A 23552-nucleotide genomic window follows, 5' to 3' on the forward strand; every position below is an offset into this window, starting at 1 on the left:
TTATTGGCGAGGCAGTTTTCCCAGCCCGCCTGCACGGAGTGGGGGATTAAGCCACATGCATCGACGAACACTGATTAAACTTGCCGCAAGTTCTGCTGCCTTGACCACCCTTCCGACGCTGGCTGGGTGCTCATCATTGAAAGGAACTGAATATATGAAATATCGCGGCGTCGTTTATGACGTAGGCCTTACATTTACCGTCGGGCAACCGTATTCCGTTGAGCACTTTGATCCTGTACTGGTTACGCACGATATCAAGGCCATCGCTACCGAACTGCATTGCAACGCCATTCGAATCGAAGGTGAGGACATTGATCGACTGATCACTGCCACGCGTATCGCGCATACCAACGGGCTGAAGGTTTTTTTCAACCCATGGAAGATGAATGTATCAATCGCGGAATTGCCGGCCTATTTTGAGGAGGGCGCACGTGCGGCGGAACAATTACGCGCAGAGGGAATTGACCTGGTTTTCGTCGCTGGCTGCGAAATGAGTTTGTTCAACGAAGGAGTTTTTTCAGGCAAGACAATCGTCGAGAGAACACAGGGCGTAGTGGCCATCATGATGGCAGAACAGGCCAACGACCCGAGCCCAGGCGAGCAGGCAGGGACAATTTTGAACGACACCCTCAAGCGCATCCTCGAGCCTGTGCGCAAGCAGTTCAAAGGTAGGGTGACCTACTCGGCCGGAATGTGGGAGAAGATCGACTGGAGCCTGTTCGATATCGTCGGCGTGGATCACTATCGCGCTAGCGAAACTCCCGAGGAATACGTGAAAACACTCGATCACTATCGCCTCGACAAGCCACTCGTGGTCATGGAAGTCGGTTGCTGCGCCTATGAGGGGGCTGCCAAACTGGGCGCTGGCGGCTTTATGGCGCTGGAGGGGGCCAACCCTGACGGTACAGGTAAATTCAAAGACGGCATTGTGCCCACGCGCAGTGAGCGCGAGCAAGCTGATTATGTGCAAGAGCAGCTTGAACTGCTGAGCGGCGCGAACATTGATGGGGTGTTCATCTACGTGTTTTCCTTTCCCACCTTTCCGCATGGAGAGGGGGCGCGGGATTTTGACATGATGAGTTTTTCACTCGTCAAAACCTATCCCAAAGATCACGAGAAAGGTCAGGCAATGCCACCTTGGGAGCCAAAAGAAGCTTTCTACCGGATTGCTGAGGTGTATCGGAGGTTGGCTTTGCGTGAGTGCGGTCTGGCGTCATCGTAAAACAAAATATGCCAGCCCGAAGGCTGGCATATTGTACGGACCGGAATCAGTGGTTCACGTTGGGGAAGGCCGGTTGCGGGCGTCCCTTGAAGTCCAGCCACTGCTTGTTGGTGAAGTCATACAGTTTGCAGTAGCGTGCGCACTGGAAGTACCAGCGCCACGAGAACATCTGCACCACGATGCGGCCCGGCAGCATGGTTTCCAGCTTGTGCTGGGCTTCGGGCAGCCTGTAGAGCGGCACGCTCATGTCCACGTGGTGCGCGGTGTGCACCATGATGTTGTGCAGCAGGCGACGGCCGAAGTACTTGAAGGTCAGGTGCACGGTGGTCGAGACGAATGGCTGGCAAGCCGCCCATTCTGCCTTGTTCTCGTACCACTCGATCTCGGGGTGGGTGTGCTGGATGTAGATCACCATGCCGATCATGCCGTTCCAGAAAATGAACGGGATGACGAAGCCAGTCAACAGCAGCAGCCAGACCGACTGGCCGGTGGCCGAGGCTGCCCAGATCAGGCCGGCGATCCAGACGATGCCGCCAGCCGTGACCATCAGGCTGTCGAGCGTGAAGATGCGGCGGCGCGTGGGCATCTGGCGAGCGTTGGGGAAGTACATCTTCTTCCACCAGATCTCGATCAGGTAGTACAGCCAGGGACCCCAGCCGCTGCGGTAGATACGTTCCAGCGCACGGGCGGCAGGCGACAGGGCACGATATTCTTCAGGCGTCTTGGGGCACCAGACGAAATCGAAACCCTTGAGGTTGGAGTAGCCGTGGTGGACGGTGTTGTGACCGGTTTCCCACAGGCTGTAGGTGGTCAGCGAGGGCAGGAACAGCAGCCGACCGACCCAGCGGTTCAGGCGCCGGTTGTCGGTGAAAGCCTGGTGGCAGGCGTCGTGGCCGAGAATGAACAGGCGGCCGATGATGAAACCCATCACCATGCCCAGCAGGATCTTGACGGCCAGGTTGTCGAACAGAATGATGCCCGCCAGCGCCAATCCATACAGCGCGAAGTCCAGCACGACCAGCGACAGGGCAAAGAGGGTGGAGCGGTCTGCCAGGGGTGCGATCCAGTTGCGGATGACTTTACGGTGCGGCAGGGGTTCGCCGGGAGCAATAGGCGTGTCTAGCGGGTTCAAAGTGCGTCCTGATTTGATATTTCGTATTGACAAGCATGTGCGCGGCATAATAGGCGCGCGCCGATATTAGCAGTATGCAGCTTTCAGCTTGATGTAAACCTTATCACAAGTAGGGGTATGTAAAGGATTGCCGCAGCCTTCCTGTGAGGATGTTACGAAGGGTGGCATTTGGCAATCCGGTGGCCAATTGAGGCATGCCGGATTTGGTTTTTTGTCGCTTATTGGGTAATTTAGACAGGTCGCCGTCCTTGCATTTCAGAACTATGATTACATCCTCCATGGCATGGCGTAGAATCCCCGCCGCCAGCCGTTTCGCTTTACTTGCTACGGCCGTATTCTTCCTTCCCGCAGGCAGTCAATGAAAAAATGGTTCAAACGGATAGTGATCGGCACTGCCGCCCTGGCATTGGTCGCAGTGGTCGGTGCCGCACTGTTCCTGCTGACGTTCGATCCGAACACCTACGCACGCAAGCTTGAAGAGGCGGTGCTCGAAAAATACCAGCGTGTGCTGACGATCGAGGGTGATGTCGAACTGTCGCTGTTTCCCCGTATCGGGCTGACGCTGACTGGCGTGTCACTGTCGGAGCCGGACAGCGAGGCGACGTTCGCATCGGTGGATCGGGCGCGGGTTGCCGTGGCGATCTGGCCCCTGCTGTCCAATAGCCTGGTCATCGACAACGTGATGGTCGAAGGCTTTGGCGTGAATATCGTACGCAACGAGCAAGGACAGCTCAATTTCCAGGATCTGCTCGACGACCCGGCGGATGCGCCGGCAGTCGATGCGCAGGCCGATTCGAAGACGGAGGATGCCGCTTCTCATGTGGCGGCGTCGGGCAGTGAGCGTGTGCGGCGTTCGACCATGCAGATCGACATTGCCGGCCTGGACCTGCGCCAGGGCGAGATTGCCTTTGTCGACCAGGCGTCGGGCACCCACGTCAAGCTGGCGAATCTGGCGGCTCTGGCTGGCCGTGTCACTTTTCGCCAGCCTTTCGATTTCAGCCTCACCGGGCGACTCGAAGGCGATGCGCCGCATACCGATGCCGACCTGACGGCCAATGCCGTCCTGATGCTTGATCCTGATGCCATGAAGTACGCTGTCCAGAAGCTGGACGTGCAGGTGACGGGTGCGCTGGGGCGGGCCACGGCAGAACCGTTGTCACTGCGCGGTAACCTGACCTACGATGCAGTGGTGCGGGCATTCCGTATTGGCAGTGGTGAGCTGGCCTTCCGTGGGCAGGTCGAGACCGGTGAGGGGCTGCTTGAGCAGGTAGAGTCTGGCCTGTCGGTGCCTGCTGCAGAGTTCGACCTGTCTTCCCTGATGCTGTCGGGAGATAAGCTGACTGCTCGCGCCAAGGGGCAGCGCGCGGCCGAGTCCTTTGAGTTTGCGCTGGATCTGCCCAAGTATGCGCTTGGACTGGGTGAGATACGCGATACGGCAGCAACGGCTCGTTTCCGCCTGTTTGGTGCGGGCCGTACGCTCGATGCGCAGCTTGATCTGGCACCGATACAGGGTGAAAAGGGCATCTTCAAGTCGGATAGCCTGTCCATGGATGCCACGCTCGAGCAGCAGGGGCGCAAGGTCGGCATCGCACTGGTGTCGCCTGCACAGTTCGAGGCCGCTGAGACACATTTCTCCCTACCTGGCCTGACCGGGCAGGTGGTCCTGGAAGCCGATGACGCATCGCTGACCATACCACTCGATGCCAATCTTCAGATCAAGGGCAAGGCCGAGGAGCTGGCGCTCGATCTGGCTGCTGTGCTGGAGCCTGCGCCAGCGCCCATTCCTGTTGCCGAAGCGGCCAGCGATGCTGCCACCGGTGAGACGGCTGCCGAAGTCCCCGAGCCTGCCAAGCCGGCTCCTGTGATCGAGGGGCCGGGGCGTACGGCCGAACTCAAGGCCACGCTCAGCAAATGGTCTGCCAAGCCTGCATTCGACGTGAATCTGAAAGCTGGCCGACTTGACCTGGATCGACTGCTGCCCTTTGCGGTTGCCTTTGCCGCGTCCGAGGTGGCGCAACTGCAACCCGAAGAAAATGCCAAGGCGACCGAAGATGAGGCTGCTGGGTCGGCTGAGGTGCCTGCTGCGGGGACGGATGCCGAACCTGCAGCCGAACAGCCGGCCGCGTCGCCTGCTGCGGCCGCTCAGGACAAGGATGCGCAGCAACCCGAAAAACCGCGCACGGTATATGCCGGCAAGGTGCAGCTCGCCGTTCAGCAACTGATCTTCCAGGGGCAGCAGATCGATGATATTTCTGCGCAGGCTACGTTGCGTCCGGATGATCTCCAGGTCAGTCGTTTCGGTCTGCGTGCCTACGGCAGCGCCCTGACCGGCAAGCTGAGTCTGGGCGGTACGGGTGCCGAACCCGATCAGTGGCATCTGACCCTGCAGGGCAAGGGGCTGGAAATGCAGCCGCTGCTGTCACACTGGGCTGGATTCGACTACCTGTCCGGGGCCGCTGAGTTGCAGCTCGACCTGCGCGGACAGGGGCTGGAACCGGCCTATTGGCTCAATACCCTGTCCGGCAAGGCGCGTTTGCGCATGCCCGATGGCAAACTGCACGGCATTGATCTGGGCGAACTGGCCCGGCTGGATGACCTGCTGCAGCGCAAGGGTGTGCTCAGTACCGGCGATGGTGTGGCCCGCCTGACCGAATTCAAGGCGCTCGATGCCGCGCTGACCTTCGACAGTGGCATCGGCACGATCGATCGGCTGACCTTCTCGCATGCCGCCGTAACCTTCCGCAATTCCAGCGGGCGTCTCGATCTGCCTGCCGGCACGCTGGATCTGACCACGACGGCGCGGCTCAACAACGTGTCGATTTCGACGGGGGGCGTTAAAACCTCGGTCAGGCGGCTGGATGTGCCGTTGCGCATTTCCGGGCCGTGGAGTGGCCTGAACTATCAGGTACAGTGGCAGGGTCTGGCCGAGGGGGCGCTCAAGGGCGCACTGGCACCCCTGCTGCAGGGGCTGTTGCCAGGCAGCGAGCCGGCAGCACCGGATGCCGCCGCGACGCAAGCCGAACCGGCCGCATCCGCACCCGGCAGCGCCCGGCAACGCGTGGAAGAGCTGGGCAAGGCGCTCAAGGGTCTGTTCGGAAAATAAACGGCACGGAGGAGACGCAATGAATCACAAGGCCGACAGTGGGCCAGACGTGCGGGCCAGTCCGCTGCATGGTAGCCGCTATCAAGGGGCTGCCACCGAGTATGCGGGGCGTTGGGTCATTCTTGATGCTGCCGGACAGATGTTGCTGCCACCCTTGCAACAGCGGGCTGGCGATATCGAGGTGAGTCTGCGTTTTGGCTACATGGTGCTGCGGGCAGCCGGCATGTTGCGGCTCGACATCCCGCTCGATGTGATTGAGGACGACGACAGTGTGCAACGGCAAGTGCAGTTGCTGGGTCGCGATATTACGGTAGTCGATGAAGGCGATCTGGCGGCCGCCTGGGTCAGTCAGTGGCTGGATACGCCGGCGAGGCTATTCAAGATTCATCCTGATGCGCCAGGGCTGGCTCAGCCAGCGACGCACTGACATCCGTGCCGGCGGTCAGACGCCGGTATTTTTCCATGAGTGCATCCTGCCCCTCCTGCCATTGGGGATGGATCACGATGCACTCGACCGGACAGATCACCTGGCATTGCGGCTCGTCGTGATGCCCCACGCACTCGGTACAGAGGTCGGGATTGATCTCGTAGATCTCCTCGCCCATGTAGATGGCGGTATTGGGGCATTGCGGCTCGCAGACGTCGCAATTGATGCACTCTTCGGTAATGGTCAGGGCCACGATTGTTCCCGGTATTCCTTGGCCTTGGCATGCAGCCAGCGTTCGACCGAGGGAAACACGAATTTGCTGATGTCGCCACCGAGTATGGCGATTTCCCGGACTATGGTACCCGAAATGAACTGGTACTGGTCCGAAGGCGTCATGAACATGGTTTCGACTTCCGGCAGCAGGTGCCGGTTCATGCCTGCCATCTGGAATTCATACTCGAAGTCCGAGACGGCCCGCAGGCCGCGGATGATGATCTTGCCATCCTGTTCGCGGACGAAGTCCTTGAGCAGGCCCGCAAAGCTGTGGACCTCGACATTCGGGTAGTGGCCCAGCACTTCGCGGGCGATCTCGAGTCGTTCCTGTACCGAGAAGAAAGGACCCTTCTTGCGGCTGTGGGCCACGCCGACCACGACCCGGTCAAACAGGCCGGAGGCGCGACGTACCAGGTCTTCGTGTCCACGGGTGAGGGGGTCGAAGGTGCCGGGATAAACTGCAGTGATCATGTTGTCTCCGTGTGGGCGGGCGGCTCGGAAGGGCCGGAAAGCCGATTATCAACGGATTTTTGCGGCGCAGCAATCCGGAAAAGATGGTAGTGGACCTGGCCGGCCCGTCCACTGCGCAGCAGTTCGAATCCTTCGGGTGCCGTCTGTGGTGATTCGGTTTCGATGTAGGCCAGCCCGTCGGGGGCCAGCAGGAATGGCAGACAGGGCCAGATTCGCGACATCCAGTCGGCACCGAACGGGGGATCGAGCGTGACCAGATCGTAGCGGCTGCCCTCTGCCCGCTCCAGGATATGGCCCGCATCGCCATGGTGGATGCGGATGGCATGGGCCCCCAGCTTGTTGCGCAGGGCCCGCATCGCGGCGGTGGCCTGGGCGTTCTGTTCGACCATGAGAATGTGGCCGACGCCGCGCGATGCCGCCTCGAAGCCGAGAGCGCCGGTGCCTGCGAACAGGTCCAGCATGTGGCGCTGCTCGTAGCGACCATCCCAGAAATGGTTCAGCCAGTTGAACAGCGTCTCGCGCACGCGGTCGGGCGTGGGGCGCAGGCCGGGCAATTCCAGCACCGGGATTGGCGTACGACGGTATTGCCCGCCTACAATACGCACTTGGTGTCGCGACATACGAAATACCATCCGATTTTCCAAACCGAAATCATACTGCCAGTCCATGTTTAGTTTCCTGAAGCGCAAGAAAACCGCAGAGCCCGCCGGGCAGCCTGCAACCGAGCAGGCGCAGGTCGCCGAGACCGCCTTGCCGGCGTTGCAGGCAGACACGGCTGCGTCGGTGCCCGCTGCTGCCGAGGCGCAGGCGATCGTCGCTGCGCCTGTCTCCGAGGAGCAGGTGGCCTTGCCTGAAGCGATACAGGCCAGTGAGCCGTCCGTGTCGGTGCCGACCCCTGTCGAGACAACTGCCCCGGTCATGCTCGAACCTGAGGTTGTGCCCGCTGCCGGGCCTGCGGCCATGCCCGGGTTCACGTCCGTGCCTGAACCTTTGCCCGCCGTCGTGCCGGCTGATGCCACCGAGGCGCAGCCGGCACGCAAATCCTGGCTGGCCCGCTTGCGCAGTGGCCTGTCTCGTACCGGCCAAAACATCAGCCACCTGTTCGTGGGCGTCAAGGTCGATGAAAACCTTTTCGAGGAGTTGGAAACAGCCCTGATCATGGCTGACGCCGGCATGGAGGCCACGGAGTCGATGCTGCAAGCCCTGCGGGGCCGAGTCCGCAAGGAGCGCATCGAGGATGCCGGGCAGGTCAAGGCTGCGCTGGCCGATATCCTGGCTGCGCACCTGGCACCGCTGCAGCAGCGGCTCGATTTGGGGCGGGCCCGCCCGCTGACGGTCATGATCGCGGGCGTCAACGGCGCGGGCAAGACCACATCGATCGGCAAGCTGGCGCATGATTTCCAGCGTCAGGGGGCCAGCGTGCTGCTGGCTGCGGGCGATACCTTCCGCGCAGCAGCCCGCGAGCAACTGGTGGCCTGGGGCCAGCGCAACAATGTGGCGGTGATTGCCCAGGATGGTGGCGACCCTGCCGCAGTGGCATTCGATGCCGTCAATGCCGGGCGCGCACGCGGCATGGGGGTCGTGATGGTGGATACGGCCGGCCGCTTGCCGACCCAACTGCACCTGATGGAAGAACTCAAGAAAATCCGGCGTGTCATTGCCAAGGCCGATGCCGAGGCACCGCACGAAGTACTGCTGGTGGTCGATGGCAATACGGGCCAGAACGCGCTGGCACAGATCAAGGCGTTCGACGAGGCGCTGGGACTGACAGGTTTGGTGGTGACCAAGCTGGATGGCACGGCCAAGGGCGGTATTCTGGCAGCCGTCGCGGCAGGCAGCCAGGGCGTACGGCCGGTGCCGGTTTACTGGATCGGCGTGGGCGAGGGCATGGAGGATCTCCAGCCCTTCGATGCCCGTGAGTTTGCGCAGGCGTTGCTGGGCGATTGAAGCGGGCGACAGGCACGCCATCCCGATGAGTGCCTTCGGCTCCTCTTCTGGGGGATGGCGTATCTGTCAGCGGCCAAATGGCCGCAATTGCGCCAGGCGACCGAATTCGACCTGGGCTTCCTGGGCCAGCGCATCGAGCCGTGCCGCAATCCAGCCCAGTGCGAACCAGGCCTGTGGGTGCTGGGCGGTCAGGCTGCGATAGGCTTCGCGGGCCACGACCAGATCATTGAATTCTCCCAGCAGTTCCTGCACGGCCGTCAGGCGCTTGCGATAGGCGCGTGAGCGGGCGGCCGGCAGCACTGAGGTGGCGAACGAGAGGGCATAGCGCAATCGCTTGCCCCGCTTGCGCAGCTCGTGCTTTTCGGTTTCGCTGAGGGCCGCAAAACGTGCGCCGTCGCGCACCATGACCAAGTGCCAGCGTTGCAGGCGCTTGCTCAGTCGTCGCCGCAGGGTCGGTGGTGTGCGCAGTTCGCCCGTTGCTGTCGGCTGGGCGGCAACGGCGCGGGCCACATCGGCCAGATTGCCTTCGGTCGTCGGCGCTGGAACAGGCTGGCGGGTTCCGTTGCGCGCTGCCGGTGGAATGCCCAGTGTCCAGCCCAGCAGGTCCAGCAGCCAGCCCTGGAAGGCAGGGTCGCTGGCCAGGGTCCGCGGATCGAGGGCCGTGCTGCTGTCGGCGACGGGTAGCGGGACCGGGGGCATGCCGGCGGCCAGCAGGCGTGGCGTGACGGTGCCGCTCAGGACGTCGCCGTCACGGACATTGCCGAAAGCATTGAAATGCCCGCGGATATCCTGGGTCAGGCTGTCGGGCACGGCTTCGACCCAGTCCTGAAACAGTCGCCAGGCCGAGCGCAGTCTGCGGATGCCGACGCGCAACTGATGGATGTGTTCAGGACGACCGGCACGATAGTGGCCATCGGTGTCGATCTCGGCCAGGATGGCGGCGTTATGGACGATCTGCTCAAGGCATTCGATGCCGATGGCCGTGAGGGCGGCAGCCGACGAGGCGTCGCCGTCCAGTTTGACGCTGCAGGCCATGCGCGGAGCCCAGAAAGCCTGGATGGCGGCATGGCGCTGGGGGTCGCCATGGCTGGGCGCGCTGTCGGAACGGGAGATTTCCTGCGCGGCCGTGGCCAGGGCGTCGCCGCGTTCGGCCTTGCTGCGCAGGTCCATGATCAGGCCGTATTGCTGTTGCCAGCGGCGCGCCAGGGTGAACAGCGCCTGCTGGCGGCCCGAGACCAGCTCGAACTCGAGTTCGTTGATCGGCAGTTCCAGTGCGCCGGCGCGCAGCAAGCCGCTGTCGCAGGCCAGTTCGACCGTGCCGTAGCGGGTGCGCACCTTGCGCGTGATCCGCTTGACGTCTGTTTCGTAGCGGATTGACAGGGGGGCATTCAGGGCGGCGATGACGTCGGCGGCAGGCGTGCCCTGGTAAAGGCTCAGGTCAAGTTCGGCTGCAGGGCGTGGATGGTTGAGTTCCAGTCGCGTGATGCTGTCCGGGCCGGGCATCTTGAGTGTCTGGACCCATTTGCGCCCTTCGAGGCGGATGCGCAGGGCCACGCCAGCGCGAGCCAGGGCGCGGTCGGGCGTATCGAAATACAGTGCCCGCAGTGCGATGCGCTGTGCGCCGTCGCCCTTGAGTACGGCCTGGCTGACGGCCTTGCGTGCGGCGGGAGGGATGTGCAACTTGATTTCTTGTTCAGACATGGGGGTAAGTGCCTAAAAATAAGGTTGCGATCATAGCCCTGCCACCTGCCGCATTTGATGACGCGTCATGAAAGCATCATGTGCGGGCGAGCCAGCGCTCCAGTGCTGCTACGGTATCTGGTGCTGCCGACAGGCCCAGCCAGGTGCGTCGCCAGAGAATGTCCTCGCTGGTCTCTGCCCATTCATGCGTGCGCAGCCAGTCGGCTTCGCGGGTGTACAGACCATCGCCCAGGTGTTCGCCCAGGTCGTCCAGGCTGTGGGTGTCCTGCAGCAGCGTGGTGGTCAGGCTGCCGTAGGTGCGTGCATAGCGGTTTGCGAGATCGGCCGGCAACCAGGGGTGGCTGTGCAGCAGATCGTCGATGTAGCCGTCCACGTCGCCGTGTTCGATGTCGCCGCCCGGCAAGGGGGCGGTGGCTGTCCAGGGCGGGCGGGCCCCCAGGCAGCCTGCCAGCTTGGCCATGACCTGCTCAGCCAGGCGTCGGTAGGTGGTCAGCTTGCCGCCATAGACCGACAGGATGGGGGGCTGGCCCAGGGCAAGGTCACCATTCATGTCCAGCAGATAGTCGCGGGTGACCTTGGACGGATTGTTCGACTGGTCGTCGTAGAGCGGACGGACGCCGGCAAACGTATGCAGGATCTGCGAAGGTTCGATCTGGCTGTCGAAATAGCTGTTGACGACGGCGCACAGGTAGTCTGTTTCCTCGGTGCTGATCCGGATGTCGGCCGGATCGCCCTCAAAGGCGACATCGGTGGTGCCGATCAGGTGGGTGTCTGTCGTGTAGGGCAGCACGAATACGATGCGCTGATCATCGTTCTGCAGGATATAGGCATGGTCGCCCTGGTACAGGCGCGGCACGATGATGTGGCTGCCCTTGACCAGCCGTACACGGCATGAGGCCGGTGGTGTGTTCTGGGCCATGGCGCGGACCTGGGAGACCCAGGGGCCGGCTGCATTGACCACCGCCTTGGCCGTGAGGTCGTGCGTCTGGCCGCTCTGGTGGCGCAGCCGGGCCTGCCAGTGTGTGGGCGTGCGCTCCAGGTGCATGCACTCGGTACGCGGCAGGATCAGTGCGCCCCGGTCGGCGGCGTCGCGGGCGTTGAGTACCACCAGCCGGGCGTCGTTGACCCTGCAGTCCGAATACATGAAGCCCTGCTTGAGCCGATCCTGCAAAGGGATGCCGGCTGGGTGCAGGCGCAGGTCGAGGCGCTGCGAACTGGGCAGCACCGAGCGCCGTGACAGGTGGTCGTACAGGAACAGGCCCAGCCGGATCAGCCAGGCAGGTCGCAGGTGGCGATCATGCGGCAGCACGAAGCGCAGGGGCGAGACGATGTGCGGCGCATTGGACAGCAGCACTTCGCGTTCGGCCAGGGACTCGCGCACCAGGCGGAATTCATACTGTTCGAGATAACGCAGACCGCCATGGATCAGCTTGCTGCTGGCCGACGAGGTGGCGCTGGCCAGGTCGTGCCGCTCGCACAGCGCAACCTTGAGGCCGCGCCCGGCGGCGTCGCGCGCGATACCGGCACCATTGATGCCGCCGCCGATGACCAGCAGGTCGATCTCGGACGGGAGGGCGGTCGGGTCGAAAACGGGAGGGACGGACACGTGACCTGTTCCTGTGGGTTCGATGACAGTCCGCAGTGTATCAATCTTGGCGGGCAGATATCTGTCATCGGCAGTAAAATCGGAAATTGTCATCCAATCTCAGCCCCTGGCGGCTCCATTTATGTCTGAATCACTGAACGATACGTCCGTCGCGGGCGTGTCAGGCGGCGACATTGCGCCCGTGTCCGAAATCGTGGCCGAGCTGCGTGCCGGCCGCATCGTTATCCTGGTCGATGAAGAGGATCGTGAAAACGAAGGCGACCTGGTCATGGCGGCCGAGTTCGTCACGCCCGAAGCGATCAATTTCATGGTGACCCATGGCCGGGGGCTGGTATGCCTGACCCTGACCGAGGCGCGTTGCCAGCAACTTAACCTGCCGCTGATGGCCAGTCGCAACGGTGCTCGCTATGGCACCAATTTCACGGTGTCCATCGAGGCCGCACACGGTGTCGAAACCGGCATTTCCGCAGCCGACCGGGCGCGCACCATTCGTGCCGCCGTGGCGCGCGATGCCCGCCCCGAAGATCTCGTGCAGCCGGGCCACATTTTTCCGGTACGTGCCGTGCCCGGCGGTGTGCTGGTGCGTGCCGGCCATACCGAGGCCGGTTGCGACCTGACGGCTATGGCTGGTCTGGCACCCGCGGCCGTCATTTGCGAAATCCTCAAACCCGATGGCTCGATGGCGCGCCTGCCTGACCTGATCCTGTTTGCCCGCGAGCATGGCATCAAGATCGGCACCATTGCCGACCTGATCCAGTATCGCAGCGAGCATGAATCGGTAGTCCAGCGCGTCGGCCAGTGCGAGATGCAGACGCCCTGGGGCGTATTCCAGGCCTATGCCTACCGCGATACGGTTGGCAATGCGCCGCACCTGGCGCTGGCGCATGGCACCCTGCATCCCGACAGCGAGGCGCTGGTGCGTGTGCACGAACCGGCCTCGGTGCTCGACGTGCTCGATATTGGCAATAGTCACCACAGCTGGGGCATAGGCCAGGCGCTCAAGGCCATCCAGGCAGCACCGTCGGGCGTGCTGGTGCTGGTCAACTGCCAGGCCCCGGCCGAAGTGCTGTTCAGCCAGTTCGCTGCCTGGCAGACCCAGCAAGAAGGAGGCCAGACCGGCGCGGCAGCCGTCAGCACCGATACCGACCGCCTGGGTCTGCGCACCTACGGCATCGGCGCGCAGATTCTGCGCGATCTCAATGTCGGCAAGATGCGCCTGCTGGCACGGCCACGCAAGATGCCCAGCATGGCGGGCTTTGCACTCACCATTACGGGTTACGATTGCGAACCCGGACAATCCTGAACCACCTCAAGGCGGACCTGACATGAATCCCTACGTAATGATCCCTGACCTCAATGGCGAAGGCCTGCACATCGGCGTGGTGCGCGCCCGCTTCAACGAAGAGATCGGCCAGGCCGAACTCGAGGCATGTCTGGCCGAGCTGGAGCAGCTTGGTGTGGACGAGCGCGACGTGATGGTCGTCTCCGTGCCCGGCGCGCTCGAACTGGGCGTGGTGCTGGCGCATCTGGCCGAGTCCCAGGAGTTCGATGCCCTGATCACGCTGGGTGCCGTGGTGCGCGGCGAGACCTACCACTTCGAAGTGGTCAGCAATGAAAGCGCTTCGGCCATCAGCCGCGTCTCGCTCGAGACTGGCATTCCGATCGCCAACGGCGTGCTGACGACCGATACCGAAGAGCAGGCGCTGTCGCGTGCTGCAGAAAAGGGCCGCGACTGCGCCCGTGCGGCCGTCGAGATGGCCAATCTGGTGGCGACGCTCGAGCCCGAGGAAGAAGAAATCGAATTTGACGAGGAAGATGAGTCCCATGACGACGAACAGCGCCACTAAGCCGGCCCGTGCACCGGCAGGTGCCGGTGATCGCAGCGCCCGCCGCCGGGCACGCGAGTTTGCCCTGCAGGGCGTGTACGAGTGGCTCATGCGCGATGGCGAAACCAGCCAGTACGCAAGCGATATCGAATCGCATGTCGGCGAGGACCCCGAGTTCATCGAAGCCGACGTGCGCTGGTTCCGTACGCTGTTTCATGGCGTGCTGGCCGAAGCGCCCACGCTGCGCGAGCAGTTCACGCCCTTCCTGGATCGTCCGCTGGCCGAACTGTCGCCGGTCGAGCATGCGGTGCTGCTGATCGGCAGTTACGAACTGGTGCATCATGTTGAGGTGCCGTATCGCGTCGCCATCAACGAGGCGGTCGAACTCTCCAAGGAGTTCGGTGGCACCGACGGCTTCAAGTTCGTCAATGGTGTGCTCGATAAACTGGCGGCCGACGTGCGTGCTGCAGAGATCGAGCGACGCCGCGCCAGCCGGGGCTGATCCGGATGGCGCCTGAGTTCGATCTGATCCGGCGCCATTTCACCTGGCCGGTCACGATGGCCGGCACGCTCGGTGTGGGCGATGACTGTGCCCTGTTCCTGCCGCCTGCCGGGCGGCAGGTTGCCGTCAGTACCGACCTGCTGGTCGAGGGGCGGCATTTTTTTCCGGATGTCGATCCCCGCGCCCTGGGCCACAAATCGCTGGCCGTTAACCTGTCCGACCTCGCCGCCATGGGCGCGCAGCCTGCGGGCTGCGTGCTGGGCCTGGCATTGCCGGATATCGACCATGACTGGCTGGCCGCCTTTGCGGCCGGTTTTCGCGCCCTGTCCGAGCGTGCCAACTGCCCATTGCTGGGCGGCGATACGACCCGCAGCCTCTCGGGGCGCACCATCAGCGTGACCATATTCGGGTATGTCGATCCGGCCCAGGCCCTGCGGCGTGATGCTGCCCGGCCCGGAGACGACCTGTGGGTATCGGGTCGGCTGGGCGCGGCCCATGCCGCCCTGCAGGTGATGCTGGAAAAATGGTCCGTGCCGGCCGATGCGCCTGTGCCGGACTGGCGACAGGCGCTGGAGCATCCTGAACCACAACTGGCGCTGGGCGGGCGACTGGCCGGGCTGGCTCATGCCGCGATCGATATCTCCGATGGGCTGGCTCAGGATCTGGGGCACATTCTGGTTGCCAGCGCCTGTGGGGCCCGCATCGATTGCACGCTGCTGCCTGCGGCAGACGGTCTGCAGATGCTGGACGAGGTACAGCGTCTCGAGGCTTTGCTGGGCGGCGGGGATGTCTATCAACTGTGTTTTACGGCCGCACCTGGGCAGCGCGATGCCATACTGCAGGCGGCGGTAGCAGCCGACACTCAGGTGACGCGGATCGGCGTCATCGAGCCGCAGACAGGCTTGCGGTTGATCGATGCCCAGGGGCGTATCGTTGCAGATGGATTTGCCGGTTTCGATCATTTCCGTGCCTGACCGGCGCATACGTATTTATTTGAAGGATATCGCCACCACCATGACCGATTCCAAGACGACTTCCTGGCCAACGACTGCCTGGGTATTCGGGCATCCGGCCCGCTGGCTGGCCTTCGGCCTGGGCAGCGGTTTGATCAGACCGGCACCCGGCACCTGGGGCACGCTAGCCGGCTGGGCACTGTGGGCCTGGCTGGCACCCGCTGGCTGGGCTGCGGGTGGTGCCGTGCTGCTGGCCGGTTTCCTGCTGGGGTGCTGGGCCTGTCACCGTACTGGCGTGGAACTGGGGCAGCCCGATCATGGTGGCATGGTCTGGGATGAGTTCGTCGGCATCTGGCTTGTGCTGTGGCTACTGCCCGGCTTCTTCGAGGTCAACTGGCTGGCGCAGGTCTGGGCGGTCGTGCTGTTTCGCTTCTTCGATATTCTCAAGCCTTATCCGATTCGCGTGTTTGACCGGCGGCTCAAGAATGGCTTTGGTTGCATGTTGGATGATGTGCTGGCGGCGCTGTTCGCGGTGCTGGTATTGGCGCTCACGGCCTGGTTGCAACCGCCGGGCCTGCTGCGCGGTGCGTTTTTCTGAGTCCTGTATATGCAAAGCATTGAGCAACTGAGTGCCCGCATCGGGCAGGAAGCCGAGTTGCTGGCCAGCCAGATGCGCACACGTGGCTGGATGCTGGCTACGGCAGAGTCCTGCACGGGCGGATTGCTGGCGGGAGCCATCACCGATTTGCCGGGTTCGAGCGACTGGTTCGAGCGTGGTTACGTGACCTACAGCAATGCAGCCAAGCAGGATGAACTGGGGGTCACGGCGGATGCATTGCACCGCTATGGCGCGGTCAGCGAGCAGGTGGCGGCACAGATGGCCGCTGGTGTATTGAAGGCGAGTGTCCGGCCGGCCTTGTCGCTGGCGACCACCGGCATTGCCGGCCCGGGTGGCGCGACTGATGGCAAACCGGTCGGCATGGTGTGCTTCGGGATGGCCTGGCGCGATGCCGGCGAAATCCTGACGCGCACCGAAACCTGCCTGTTCGCAGGCGATCGCCGCCAGGTCAGGCTGGCGGCCGTCGAGTTTGCCCTAAGGTTGGCCCGGCACTTCAGCGAAATGCGTTGATCGCATCGCGGGTTTCTCGGGCCACGCGGGCCGCGGCTTCACGCCAGTCATCCCCCTGGCTGGCATACAGGATGGCGCGCGAGGATGAAATCATCAGCCCGGTACCGCCAGTATTGCCGCCGGCGGTGACCGTGGCCTGAATGTCGCCGCCCTGTGCCCCGATGCCGGGCACCAGCAGCGGAACCTCATTGCCGATACGCTGGCGTACGGCTGCCAGTTCCTTCGGAAAGGTGGCACCAACTACCATGCCGCACTGGCCGCTGCGATTCCACTTTTCTGCCACCAGCGTCGCGACGCGCAGGTAGAGTGGCTCACCGTCGACATCCAGGAATTGCAGGTCGGAGCCACCGGCATTGGAGGTGCGGCACAGGATGATCACGCCCTTGTCGCTCCAGGATAGGTAGGGGGCAATCGAATCGTAGCCGAGGTAGGGGCTGACGGTGACGGCATCGGCGCAGTAGCGCTCGAAGGCTTCGCGGGCATAGTGTTCTGCTGTCGAGCCGATATCGCCGCGCTTGGCATCGAGCACGATGGGCAGCGTGGGATATTTCTCGCGGATGTAGTCGCACAGGCCTTCGAGCTGGCTTTCGGCTCGCTGCGAGGCGAAGTAGGCAATCTGGGGCTTGAAGCCGCAGGCATAGGGCGCGGTGGCATCCACGATGGCACGACAGAACTCGAAGATCGCGTCGGGCCGGTTGTCCAGTTCGGCCGGAAAGCGCTGCGTGTCCGGATCCAGCCCGACCATCAGCAGTGAATTGTTGGTCGTCCAGGCATGGTCGAGTTTTTGGTAGAAGGCTGTCATGGGCTGAGTGGCTGGCCTTGCGGCACCGAATGAACGAGGAGCCGCAAGGATACCAAAAAGTCAGGACGACAGTTTCATCAGGACCAGGCCACTGACGATCATGATGGCTGCCAGGATGCGCATGGGCGTGGCGGGTTCGCCCAGGACCAGCAGGCCGACCACGAAGGCTCCGACGGCACCGATGCCGGTCCAGATGGTATAGGCCGTGCCCAGCGGCAAGGTCTTCATGGCGACGGCCAGCAGGCCGAAGCTGGCGATCATGGCAACGAGGGTGACGAGCGTGGGAACCAGCCGGGTGAAGCCGTGCGACTGCTTCATGGAAAAGGCCCATACGATTTCGAGGGCACCGGCAAGCGTGAGAAGGATCCAGGCCATGAGGCTCTCCTTGGATACAAGAGCCGGGCCGTCCCGGAGGTGATCGCCCTGAATGGGTGAGGTCGTCCTCTGTCTTTATTGTAGCCCGAGCGTGCGATCTGTGTGCAGTGCAATCCTGGCGTCGAGTTGCATGGCGTTTATATTAAAAATAAAATGTCATCATTTGAAATATTGCACTTGAAAAGTGCAGGAGTCTTGACATGGAACGGCTCGGATTTCGCTCGAAAATCATTCTGCTCATGGCGGTTGCCCTGGCGGCTGTCTTTGTGCTGGCAGCCTCGGCGCTTTATCAGGAGCGTAATCTCATTATCGAGGCACGCCACAATCAGCTTGTCAGTGCAGTCCAGTCTGCCTACAGCATTGCTGCACATTACCAGCAGCAGGCTGCCACGGGCGCGATTTCACAGGAAGAGGCCCAGCGTGCCGCCCGTGAAGCGATCCGGGTCAGCCGCTATGGGGGCGAGGATGGCAAGACCGAGTATTTCTATATCTGGCGTCCCGATATCGTCAGCGTCATGCATCCCATGAAGCCGGAGTGGGAAGGCAAGGACATGACGGGCAAGGTCGTGGATGGTACGGGCCAGGACATCATCAGGCTGATTGCGGATGCCATGCGCCGGAGTCTGGATGGACGCGTCATGGTCGATACGATGTTCGAGCGGCCTGGACAGACCGGGCTCAAGCCCAAGCAGCATTACGTCATGCTGCTCAAAGACTGGAACTGGATGATTGGCTCAGGGCTCTATACCGATGATATCGACCAGCAGATCCGTCATGATCTGCTGATGCGCTTGCTGGGCGTGCTGCTGGTGGCCGTGGTGGTGGGGGGGATCGGTTTCATGGTGGTGCGTGCGGTATTGCGCCAGATCGGTGGCGATCCTGCGCTGGCAATCGCCGCCATGGAGCGAGTCGCGGCGGGCGACCTGACGGTCACGGTGCCGGCCTCGGTACCGGGCATTGCTGGATAGCCTGATGCGGATGGTGCAGGCGTTGCGCACTTTGGTGGGTGATGTGCGCAGTGCGACGGAGAGTATCGCGCTGGCTTCCAGCGAGATTGCGCACGGCACTCAGGATCTGGCCCAGCGCACCGAACACACGGCGGCGGATCTGCAGACCACTGCCAGCAGCATGGAGCAGATTACCAGCACGGTGCGGCAGACGGCCGATTCCTCGACGACGGCACAGCAGTTGGCGGGTGCCGCCAGTCAGGTCGCGCAGCGTGGGGGCGCGGTCGTGAATCAGGTCGTCGAGACCATGCATGCGATCCAGGATAGCAGCGGGCGCATCAATGACATCATCGGGGTGATCGACGGGATTGCCTTCCAGACCAATATCCTGGCGCTCAATGCCTCTGTCGAGGCCGCGCGGGCCGGTGAGCAGGGGCGTGGTTTTGCGGTGGTGGCCGGCGAGGTGCGCAATCTGGCGCAACGCTCTGCCAGTGCGGCCCGCGAGATCAAGACCCTGATCGTGTCGTCCAACGAACAGGTACAGTCGGGGTCGGCCCTGGTCGAACAGGCAGGCGATACCATGACGGAAATCCTGCATGGCGTGCAGCGCGTGACGGATATCGTGGGCGAGATCCACGCCGCAACGCTGGAGCAGAGCCAGGGGATTGACCAGATCAATGCAGCCGTCGGCAGCCTGGATCTCTCGACGCATCAGAATTCGGCACTGGTGGAAGAGTCGAGTGCGGCTGCTGAAAGCCTGCGCGAGCAGGCGCAGGCGCTGGCCCATGCAGTGGCTTTCTTTCGGGTCAGTGCGGAGGATTCACGCCGGGCGAATGTGCTGGCACTTCGGTAGCAACTGCGCCTGGGGGCAGGCGGATCGGTGCCAGGATACTATTCATTCGATTTCCCCTGTCTGTCCGGGGGCGTTGGTGGAGTACCGCCGTTGTCCTGCCTGCATGATAAAATCGCTAATGATAATTCTTCAGTCTATCATCCCGATGCCCTGGCGCATCCCGGCACGCTGGATTTCATGCTTTCCGACGCTTCTCACCCCGTTGCGACCCTGTACGGCGATCATCACGATTGGCTGTACAAATGGCTGTGTCGGCGGATGGGGGATCGGTTCGATGCGCAAGACGTGGCACATGATACGTTCATGCGCGTGCTGGCGCGGCGCGGCGGCATCATCCTGGCCGAGCCGCGCAGTTACCTGACCACCATTGCCCATGGGCTGATGGTCGATCGCTTTCGGCGGCGGGCCATCGAGCAGGCCTATCTGGATGCCCTGGCCGTCTACCCGGAGCCGGAAACCATTTCCCAGGAGGCACATGCCATTCTGGTCGAAACCCTGCTGGAAATCGACAGGCTGCTGTGCCGGCTCGGTGCGCGAACCCGGGATATTTTTCTGCTGGCACAGATCGAGGGGCTGAGTCAGGTCGAGATTGCGCGGCACTTGCGACTATCGCTGCCTACGGTCAAAAAGCATCTGGTGCGAGCCTATACCGAATGTCTCGTACTGGCGGCGGGGTGATCCTGGATGCCCATGATGCAGCGGCCTGAAGCCACCGTTCCGTCTGCTGTCGCTCGTCCCGCACTGGAGCGTGCGGTGCTTGAGGAGGCTGCGGGCTGGCTGGTGCGTGTCCGCGAAGGGGCGTTGGATGCCGCCGAATCGCAGGCTCTGACGCAGTGGCTGGAGGTCAGCGAGCAGCATCGGCGCGCCTGGGCCCTGGCCCAGGAGATGGCTGGCCGCTTCGACAAGGTGCCGCCCGAACTGGCGCTGCCGGTATTGCGTACGCGGGGTCGCCAGCGCCGTCAGGCTGTGGGCGCGCTGGCGGCACTGATGGCTGTCGGCCTGGGTGTCGTGGCGGTACGCCGCCAGCCCGGCTGGCAGTCCGACTATGCGACTGCGACGGGCGAGCGGCGCAGTCTGGTGCTGGAGGATGGTTCCCTGCTGGAGCTCAATACCCGTACGGCGGTCGATATCCGATTCGATGCGCAGCAGCGGCTGGTCTGGCTGCATGAAGGCGAAATCCTGATCCAGACCGGGCCTGATGCGCTTGCCGGTGGCATCCACAGACCCTTTCGGGTGGGGACGCCGCACGGCAGCGTGCGGGCACTGGGAACGCGCTTCAGCGTGCGTTTGCTCGATGGAGATGCGGTGCAGGTTGCCGTCTTCGAAAAAGCGGTCGAGGTCGAGCCTGTGACCGCCATGACCCGGCCCGTGCGGGTTGAAGCGCGCCAGCAGACCCGCTGGTCGCAGTGGCAGGCCGAGCCTGTGCAGCCGGTTGCCGACAATCTGGATGCCTGGACACGCGGCATTCTGGCCGTCGTGGACATGCGAATGGCCGATTTCCTGGAGGAAATCGGTCGCTACCATGCAGGCTATATCAGTTGCGATGCTGCGGTGGCCGACCTGCGCGTCACCGGCAGTTATCGGCTGGATGACGTGGCGCTGTCGCTGCAGAGCCTGGCCGGCTCGCATCCGGTACAGGTACGTTTTTTGAGTCGCTATCTGGTGCGGGTGTCGTCCGTCGCCTGAGGCGAGGTCGATATTTTTTGCCCAGGGGGTTTGTGTTTCGAAGGCTTCGTTCGGCTAAGAGACAGGAGCGATGCACAGGCATCGCATGTCCGGGAACATCACAGGAAGCTGTAATGCAAATCAAGCACGGAAATATTTCCAGAAAGAAAGAGGGGTCGGTTGCGGGGACGCCGTACAGGGCACCGCAATGGGTTGGCACGTTGTTGTGGAGCGCGCTCGTGATCGGTGGCCTGTGCAGTGCCAGCCTGCCGGTGCAGGCACAGGCGGTTGCCGCACAGGCTGCCCAGGATTACCGCATCGCGGCGGGCCCGCTGGGGCAGGTGCTGGCCGAGTTCGCCGCACAGGCAGGGGTGACGCTGTCCACAGATGCGGCACTGACGCGCGGCCTGCAAAGCCCAGGCTTGGCAGGGGGCTTCACTGTCGAGGCCGGATTTGCCCAACTGCTGGAAGGCACGCGGCTGGAGGCGCTGCGCAATGCCCAGGGGCAATATGTCCTGGTCGCGCCGGCCAGTCTGCAGCCGGTGATTGTGACCTCGACGCGTACCGAGCATGACCTGATGGATATTCCGCTGTCGGTCAGCGTAGTGGGAGGCGAAGACTTCACCCGCATGCCCAACAGCAATGTCGGTGATCAGTTGCTCGCCATCCCAGGGGTACAGCTTGGCGGGGCCAATGTGGCAGGTGACCGGCGCATCATGATCCGTGGCCATTCTGCCGGTGCAACGTTGCTCCTGGTCGATGGTATACGCCAGCCCGAGATCCGCAATACGGCGGGTGCCGGCTTTACCATCAACACGGCCGATATCGAGCGTATCGAAGTGATCAAGGGGCCGGCGTCGGTGCTGTATGGCTCCGATGCGATTGGCGGTGTCATCAACATCATTACCAAGAAAGGCGGGCCGGAGCCACTGGGCGGCAGCATCGGCCTGATCGCCGACTCATCGACCGACAGCTTCGATCCTCGCCTGTCGCTGTATGGCAGCAGCCACGGCCTGTACTACCGGGTCACGGGCAGTGGCCTGAATGCCGACGACCGCAAGGCCGGCGACAACGTCACCCTCTTCAACAGCAGCTACCGGCAGCGCAGCGTGCGTGGGCTGGTCGGCTACGAGTGGGACAACGGTTCGTTGCAGTTCACGGCCGAGCGTTTCCGGGGCAGCAACAACTACACCCCTGTCATTGCCGATGCCGATGGCCGCTACCGGCCTGCCGATCCGGCCGAGCGCACCACGATCTCGGAAGTCCCCAAAAATGACCGGGATGCCTATGTGCTGGCGCTGGACATGCGCGATCTTGGGGAGAATCTGGTGGGCCTGAAGACCAATATCTACTACCAGAAACTGGACAAGGGATTCGACTATTACAGCTACAGGACCGGTGTCTACAGCGGCCGCCATCTATACCGGCACGAAGCCTGGGGCGGTTCGCTGCAGACCGATTGGGCGATGTTCGACGATCATCTGCTGTCGGTGGGCCTGGATTTCGATCATATCCGCATGGACAAGCACGATTACCTGCCCGTGCACAATGTATCGGAAGGGATATTGCGCACGACCGCGCTGTTTGCCCAGGATGAATGGAGCCTGACGCCCGACCTGACCTTTACGGCAGGCGTGCGCCAGACCTGGATCCGGACTTCCCTGGATCGTGATACTGCCAATCCGGACCGGGTCGATAGCAAGAGCTATTCGAACGTCGTGAGCAGCATGGGGCTGGTGTATCGGGGGATCGAGGATGTGGCCTTGCGTGCCTTGTTCTCGCAGGGCTTCAAGGCACCGAACCTGACCCAGATGATGATCGGCTCAGGGGTGATCATTCCCAATCCCGATCTGAAACCGGAAAAATCAAACAATTTCGAACTGGGCGCGCGCTATTCCGGGCAGGACCTGAATGTTGATTTCACGCTTTACCACAGCACCTTTCGCAACGGTATTCTCAATGAGATCGTCTCGACCGGGCCGACCCGCTGGCAGGCCTACAACGTGGACCGGGCGCGCAGTTGGGGGGCAGAGCTGGCTGCCGACTATACCTTTGGGCGCAGCGGCTTTTCGGTCTACGGCAATCTGAACCTGCTGCGTTACGAAACGGAAGACAAGAACGGCTTCAAGACACGCCACAGCAGTCGTTCGCCAGCCTGGGGTACGCTGGGCGTGGGTTGGGAAAAGACCCTCAGCGGCGGACGAACCCTGTTTGCCGACTTCAATGCCATGGCCGGCAAGGGGGCCTATACGCTGCAGGCCAATGGCAACGTCAAGGACCGCACCAGTTCCTGGTACACGCTCAATACCACGGTGGGCCTCGCCGGAGGCAAGGAGCATGAGTACAGCGTAACGCTCAGCCTGCGCAACCTGCTGGATCGCAGCTACCAGATCGCCAGTCCGTTCAGTCCGTCAAGCCCACTGCCGGAGCCCGGCTTTCATGCGGTACTGGGGGTGAATGTTGCGTTCTAGGCGGGATGGCGTGCCCGGCACAGCAGGTACAGGTGCCGGGCAGGCATGAAAAATGTCCGCTGTCAAGTTCTTTGTCGAACCACGCAGCGGCATGAAAGGTCTTATGGGGCAGCAGGTTAGGCCAGATTCCGGCCGCTGTGTGCGGTT

23 protein-coding genes are annotated in these 23552 nt (G+C 62.7%); 15 read left to right on the forward strand and 8 right to left on the reverse strand.

The window, feature by feature from the left end:
• Window positions 1-55: 55 nt before the first annotated feature.
• Window positions 56-1222: a hypothetical protein gene (locus DD235_RS06970; RefSeq protein WP_239990069.1), complete on the forward strand. Its 1167-nt coding sequence runs from the start codon at window positions 56-58 to the stop codon at window positions 1220-1222.
• A 46-nt stretch (window positions 1223-1268) separates the two neighbouring features.
• On the opposite strand, the gene DD235_RS06975 is transcribed toward DD235_RS06970, so the two are convergent.
• Complete coding sequence (locus DD235_RS06975) at window positions 1269-2315, reverse strand: fatty acid desaturase (RefSeq protein ID WP_420810453.1); 1047 nt, start codon at window positions 2313-2315, stop codon at window positions 1269-1271.
• 397 nt (window positions 2316-2712) lie between these two features.
• On the opposite strand from DD235_RS06975, the gene DD235_RS06980 reads away from it, so the two are divergent.
• Window positions 2713-5457 carry an AsmA family protein gene (locus DD235_RS06980; protein ID WP_109061331.1) on the forward strand — a complete coding sequence of 915 codons (2745 nt, stop codon included), beginning with the start codon at window positions 2713-2715 and terminating at the stop codon, window positions 5455-5457.
• 19 nt (window positions 5458-5476) lie between these two features.
• The gene (locus tag DD235_RS06985; RefSeq protein WP_109061332.1) at window positions 5477-5884 is read left to right on the forward strand and encodes an MOSC N-terminal beta barrel domain-containing protein; all 408 of its coding nucleotides are present in this window, start codon (window positions 5477-5479) and stop codon (window positions 5882-5884) included.
• Here the strand turns inward: DD235_RS06985 and DD235_RS06990 are convergent.
• From DD235_RS06990 to DD235_RS07000, 3 genes are read right to left on the reverse strand one after another with little or no spacing between them, the layout of a single operon-like run.
• A complete protein-coding gene (locus tag DD235_RS06990; protein ID WP_109061333.1) occupies window positions 5835-6137 on the reverse strand; it encodes a YfhL family 4Fe-4S dicluster ferredoxin in 303 nt (100 codons plus the stop codon). The two genes, DD235_RS06985 and DD235_RS06990, sit on opposite strands and share 50 nt — an antisense overlap.
• Window positions 6128-6628: a pantetheine-phosphate adenylyltransferase gene (gene coaD / locus DD235_RS06995; protein ID WP_109061334.1), complete on the reverse strand. Its 501-nt coding sequence runs from the start codon at window positions 6626-6628 to the stop codon at window positions 6128-6130. The genes DD235_RS06990 and coaD overlap by 10 nt, the downstream gene beginning before the upstream one ends.
• On the reverse strand, window positions 6625-7248 hold the full coding sequence (locus DD235_RS07000) for an RsmD family RNA methyltransferase (protein WP_109061518.1): 624 nt from the start codon (window positions 7246-7248) through the stop codon (window positions 6625-6627). The genes coaD and DD235_RS07000 overlap by 4 nt, the downstream gene beginning before the upstream one ends.
• A 46-nt stretch (window positions 7249-7294) precedes the next feature.
• On the opposite strand from DD235_RS07000, the gene ftsY reads away from it, so the two are divergent.
• Complete coding sequence (ftsY, locus tag DD235_RS07005) at window positions 7295-8575, forward strand: signal recognition particle-docking protein FtsY (RefSeq protein WP_109061335.1); 1281 nt, start codon at window positions 7295-7297, stop codon at window positions 8573-8575.
• A gap of 66 nt (window positions 8576-8641) precedes the next feature.
• Here ftsY and DD235_RS07010 read toward each other — a convergent pair whose 3' ends face one another.
• A complete protein-coding gene (locus DD235_RS07010) occupies window positions 8642-10276 on the reverse strand; it encodes a CYTH and CHAD domain-containing protein (RefSeq protein WP_109061336.1) in 1635 nt (544 codons plus the stop codon).
• Between the two features lie 76 nt (window positions 10277-10352).
• Complete coding sequence (gene glpD / locus DD235_RS07015; RefSeq protein ID WP_239990071.1) at window positions 10353-11882, reverse strand: glycerol-3-phosphate dehydrogenase; 1530 nt, start codon at window positions 11880-11882, stop codon at window positions 10353-10355.
• Window positions 11883-12003: 121 nt separating this feature from the next.
• Here glpD and ribBA point away from each other — a divergent pair, with 121 nt between their 5' ends.
• The 6 genes from ribBA to DD235_RS07045 are packed head-to-tail and all read left to right on the forward strand — an operon-like array spanning window position 12004 to window position 16292.
• Window positions 12004-13185 (forward strand): bifunctional 3,4-dihydroxy-2-butanone-4-phosphate synthase/GTP cyclohydrolase II, encoded by a 1182-nt coding sequence (gene ribBA, locus DD235_RS07020; protein ID WP_109061338.1) that lies wholly within the window; start codon window positions 12004-12006, stop codon window positions 13183-13185.
• A gap of 22 nt (window positions 13186-13207) precedes the next feature.
• On the forward strand, window positions 13208-13729 hold the full coding sequence (ribH, locus tag DD235_RS07025; protein ID WP_109061339.1) for a 6,7-dimethyl-8-ribityllumazine synthase: 522 nt from the start codon (window positions 13208-13210) through the stop codon (window positions 13727-13729).
• Window positions 13707-14210 (forward strand): transcription antitermination factor NusB, encoded by a 504-nt coding sequence (gene nusB / locus DD235_RS07030; protein WP_109061340.1) that lies wholly within the window; start codon window positions 13707-13709, stop codon window positions 14208-14210. Before ribH ends, nusB begins: the two co-directional genes overlap by 23 nt.
• A gap of 5 nt (window positions 14211-14215) precedes the next feature.
• The gene (thiL, locus tag DD235_RS07035; RefSeq protein WP_109061341.1) at window positions 14216-15184 is read left to right on the forward strand and encodes a thiamine-phosphate kinase; all 969 of its coding nucleotides are present in this window, start codon (window positions 14216-14218) and stop codon (window positions 15182-15184) included.
• 40 nt (window positions 15185-15224) lie between these two features.
• The gene (locus tag DD235_RS07040; RefSeq protein WP_109061519.1) at window positions 15225-15761 is read left to right on the forward strand and encodes a phosphatidylglycerophosphatase A family protein; all 537 of its coding nucleotides are present in this window, start codon (window positions 15225-15227) and stop codon (window positions 15759-15761) included.
• 9 nt (window positions 15762-15770) lie between these two features.
• Entirely contained in the window at window positions 15771-16292 is a 522-nt protein-coding gene (locus DD235_RS07045) for a CinA family protein (protein WP_109061342.1), read from the forward strand.
• Here the strand turns inward: DD235_RS07045 and pyrF are convergent.
• A complete protein-coding gene (gene pyrF / locus DD235_RS07050) occupies window positions 16276-17094 on the reverse strand; it encodes an orotidine-5'-phosphate decarboxylase (RefSeq protein WP_109061343.1) in 819 nt (272 codons plus the stop codon). The genes DD235_RS07045 and pyrF overlap by 17 nt on opposite strands.
• 60 nt (window positions 17095-17154) lie before the next feature.
• Window positions 17155-17469, reverse strand: a complete 315-nt coding sequence (sugE, locus tag DD235_RS07055; RefSeq protein ID WP_109061344.1) for a quaternary ammonium compound efflux SMR transporter SugE — start codon at window positions 17467-17469, stop codon at window positions 17155-17157.
• A gap of 200 nt (window positions 17470-17669) precedes the next feature.
• Between sugE and DD235_RS17210 the strand changes: the two genes are divergently transcribed.
• The 5 genes from DD235_RS17210 (at window position 17670) to DD235_RS07075 (ending at window position 23405) form a co-directional block, all read left to right on the forward strand.
• Window positions 17670-18437 carry a cache domain-containing protein gene (locus tag DD235_RS17210; RefSeq protein ID WP_193519569.1) on the forward strand — a complete coding sequence of 256 codons (768 nt, stop codon included), beginning with the start codon at window positions 17670-17672 and terminating at the stop codon, window positions 18435-18437.
• A gap of 4 nt (window positions 18438-18441) precedes the next feature.
• On the forward strand, window positions 18442-19269 hold the full coding sequence (locus DD235_RS17215; RefSeq protein WP_193519570.1) for a methyl-accepting chemotaxis protein: 828 nt from the start codon (window positions 18442-18444) through the stop codon (window positions 19267-19269).
• A 177-nt stretch (window positions 19270-19446) separates the two neighbouring features.
• Window positions 19447-19947 (forward strand): sigma-70 family RNA polymerase sigma factor, encoded by a 501-nt coding sequence (locus DD235_RS07065; RefSeq protein WP_109061520.1) that lies wholly within the window; start codon window positions 19447-19449, stop codon window positions 19945-19947.
• Window positions 19948-19959: 12 nt separating this feature from the next.
• A complete protein-coding gene (locus DD235_RS07070; RefSeq protein WP_162300430.1) occupies window positions 19960-20955 on the forward strand; it encodes a FecR domain-containing protein in 996 nt (331 codons plus the stop codon).
• Between the two features lie 113 nt (window positions 20956-21068).
• Window positions 21069-23405 (forward strand): TonB-dependent receptor, encoded by a 2337-nt coding sequence (locus DD235_RS07075; protein WP_109061346.1) that lies wholly within the window; start codon window positions 21069-21071, stop codon window positions 23403-23405.
• The last annotated feature ends 147 nt before the right edge of the window (window positions 23406-23552 follow it).

The sequence above is a fragment of the Corticimicrobacter populi genome, assembly GCF_003123725.1.
GTDB classification, from domain to species: domain Bacteria; phylum Pseudomonadota; class Gammaproteobacteria; order Burkholderiales; family Burkholderiaceae_B; genus Corticimicrobacter; species Corticimicrobacter populi.

Bases quoted from the DNA above. Each gene is read 5' to 3' on its own strand.
- DD235_RS07010 (WP_109061336.1), bottom strand. From the start codon at position 10,276: ATGTCTGAACAAGAAATCAAGTTGCACATCCCTCCCGCCGCACGCAAG.
- ftsY (WP_109061335.1), top strand. From the start codon at position 7,295: ATGTTTAGTTTCCTGAAGCGCAAGAAAACCGCAGAGCCCGCCGGGCAG.
- DD235_RS06980 (WP_109061331.1), top strand. From the start codon at position 2,713: ATGAAAAAATGGTTCAAACGGATAGTGATCGGCACTGCCGCCCTGGCA.
- DD235_RS07000 (WP_109061518.1), bottom strand. From the start codon at position 7,248: ATGTCGCGACACCAAGTGCGTATTGTAGGCGGGCAATACCGTCGTACG.
- DD235_RS07040 (WP_109061519.1), top strand. From the start codon at position 15,225: ATGACCGATTCCAAGACGACTTCCTGGCCAACGACTGCCTGGGTATTC.
- DD235_RS06970 (WP_239990069.1), top strand. From the start codon at position 56: ATGCATCGACGAACACTGATTAAACTTGCCGCAAGTTCTGCTGCCTTG.
- nusB (WP_109061340.1), top strand. From the start codon at position 13,707: ATGACGACGAACAGCGCCACTAAGCCGGCCCGTGCACCGGCAGGTGCC.
- ribBA (WP_109061338.1), top strand. From the start codon at position 12,004: ATGTCTGAATCACTGAACGATACGTCCGTCGCGGGCGTGTCAGGCGGC.
- pyrF (WP_109061343.1), bottom strand. From the start codon at position 17,094: ATGACAGCCTTCTACCAAAAACTCGACCATGCCTGGACGACCAACAAT.
- DD235_RS17210 (WP_193519569.1), top strand. From the start codon at position 17,670: ATGGAACGGCTCGGATTTCGCTCGAAAATCATTCTGCTCATGGCGGTT.
- DD235_RS07075 (WP_109061346.1), top strand. From the start codon at position 21,069: ATGCAAATCAAGCACGGAAATATTTCCAGAAAGAAAGAGGGGTCGGTT.
- sugE (WP_109061344.1), bottom strand. From the start codon at position 17,469: ATGGCCTGGATCCTTCTCACGCTTGCCGGTGCCCTCGAAATCGTATGG.
- DD235_RS07070 (WP_162300430.1), top strand. From the start codon at position 19,960: ATGATGCAGCGGCCTGAAGCCACCGTTCCGTCTGCTGTCGCTCGTCCC.
- DD235_RS17215 (WP_193519570.1), top strand. From the start codon at position 18,442: ATGCGGATGGTGCAGGCGTTGCGCACTTTGGTGGGTGATGTGCGCAGT.
- thiL (WP_109061341.1), top strand. From the start codon at position 14,216: ATGGCGCCTGAGTTCGATCTGATCCGGCGCCATTTCACCTGGCCGGTC.
- ribH (WP_109061339.1), top strand. From the start codon at position 13,208: ATGAATCCCTACGTAATGATCCCTGACCTCAATGGCGAAGGCCTGCAC.
- DD235_RS07045 (WP_109061342.1), top strand. From the start codon at position 15,771: ATGCAAAGCATTGAGCAACTGAGTGCCCGCATCGGGCAGGAAGCCGAG.
- coaD (WP_109061334.1), bottom strand. From the start codon at position 6,628: ATGATCACTGCAGTTTATCCCGGCACCTTCGACCCCCTCACCCGTGGA.
- DD235_RS07065 (WP_109061520.1), top strand. From the start codon at position 19,447: ATGCTTTCCGACGCTTCTCACCCCGTTGCGACCCTGTACGGCGATCAT.
- DD235_RS06985 (WP_109061332.1), top strand. From the start codon at position 5,477: ATGAATCACAAGGCCGACAGTGGGCCAGACGTGCGGGCCAGTCCGCTG.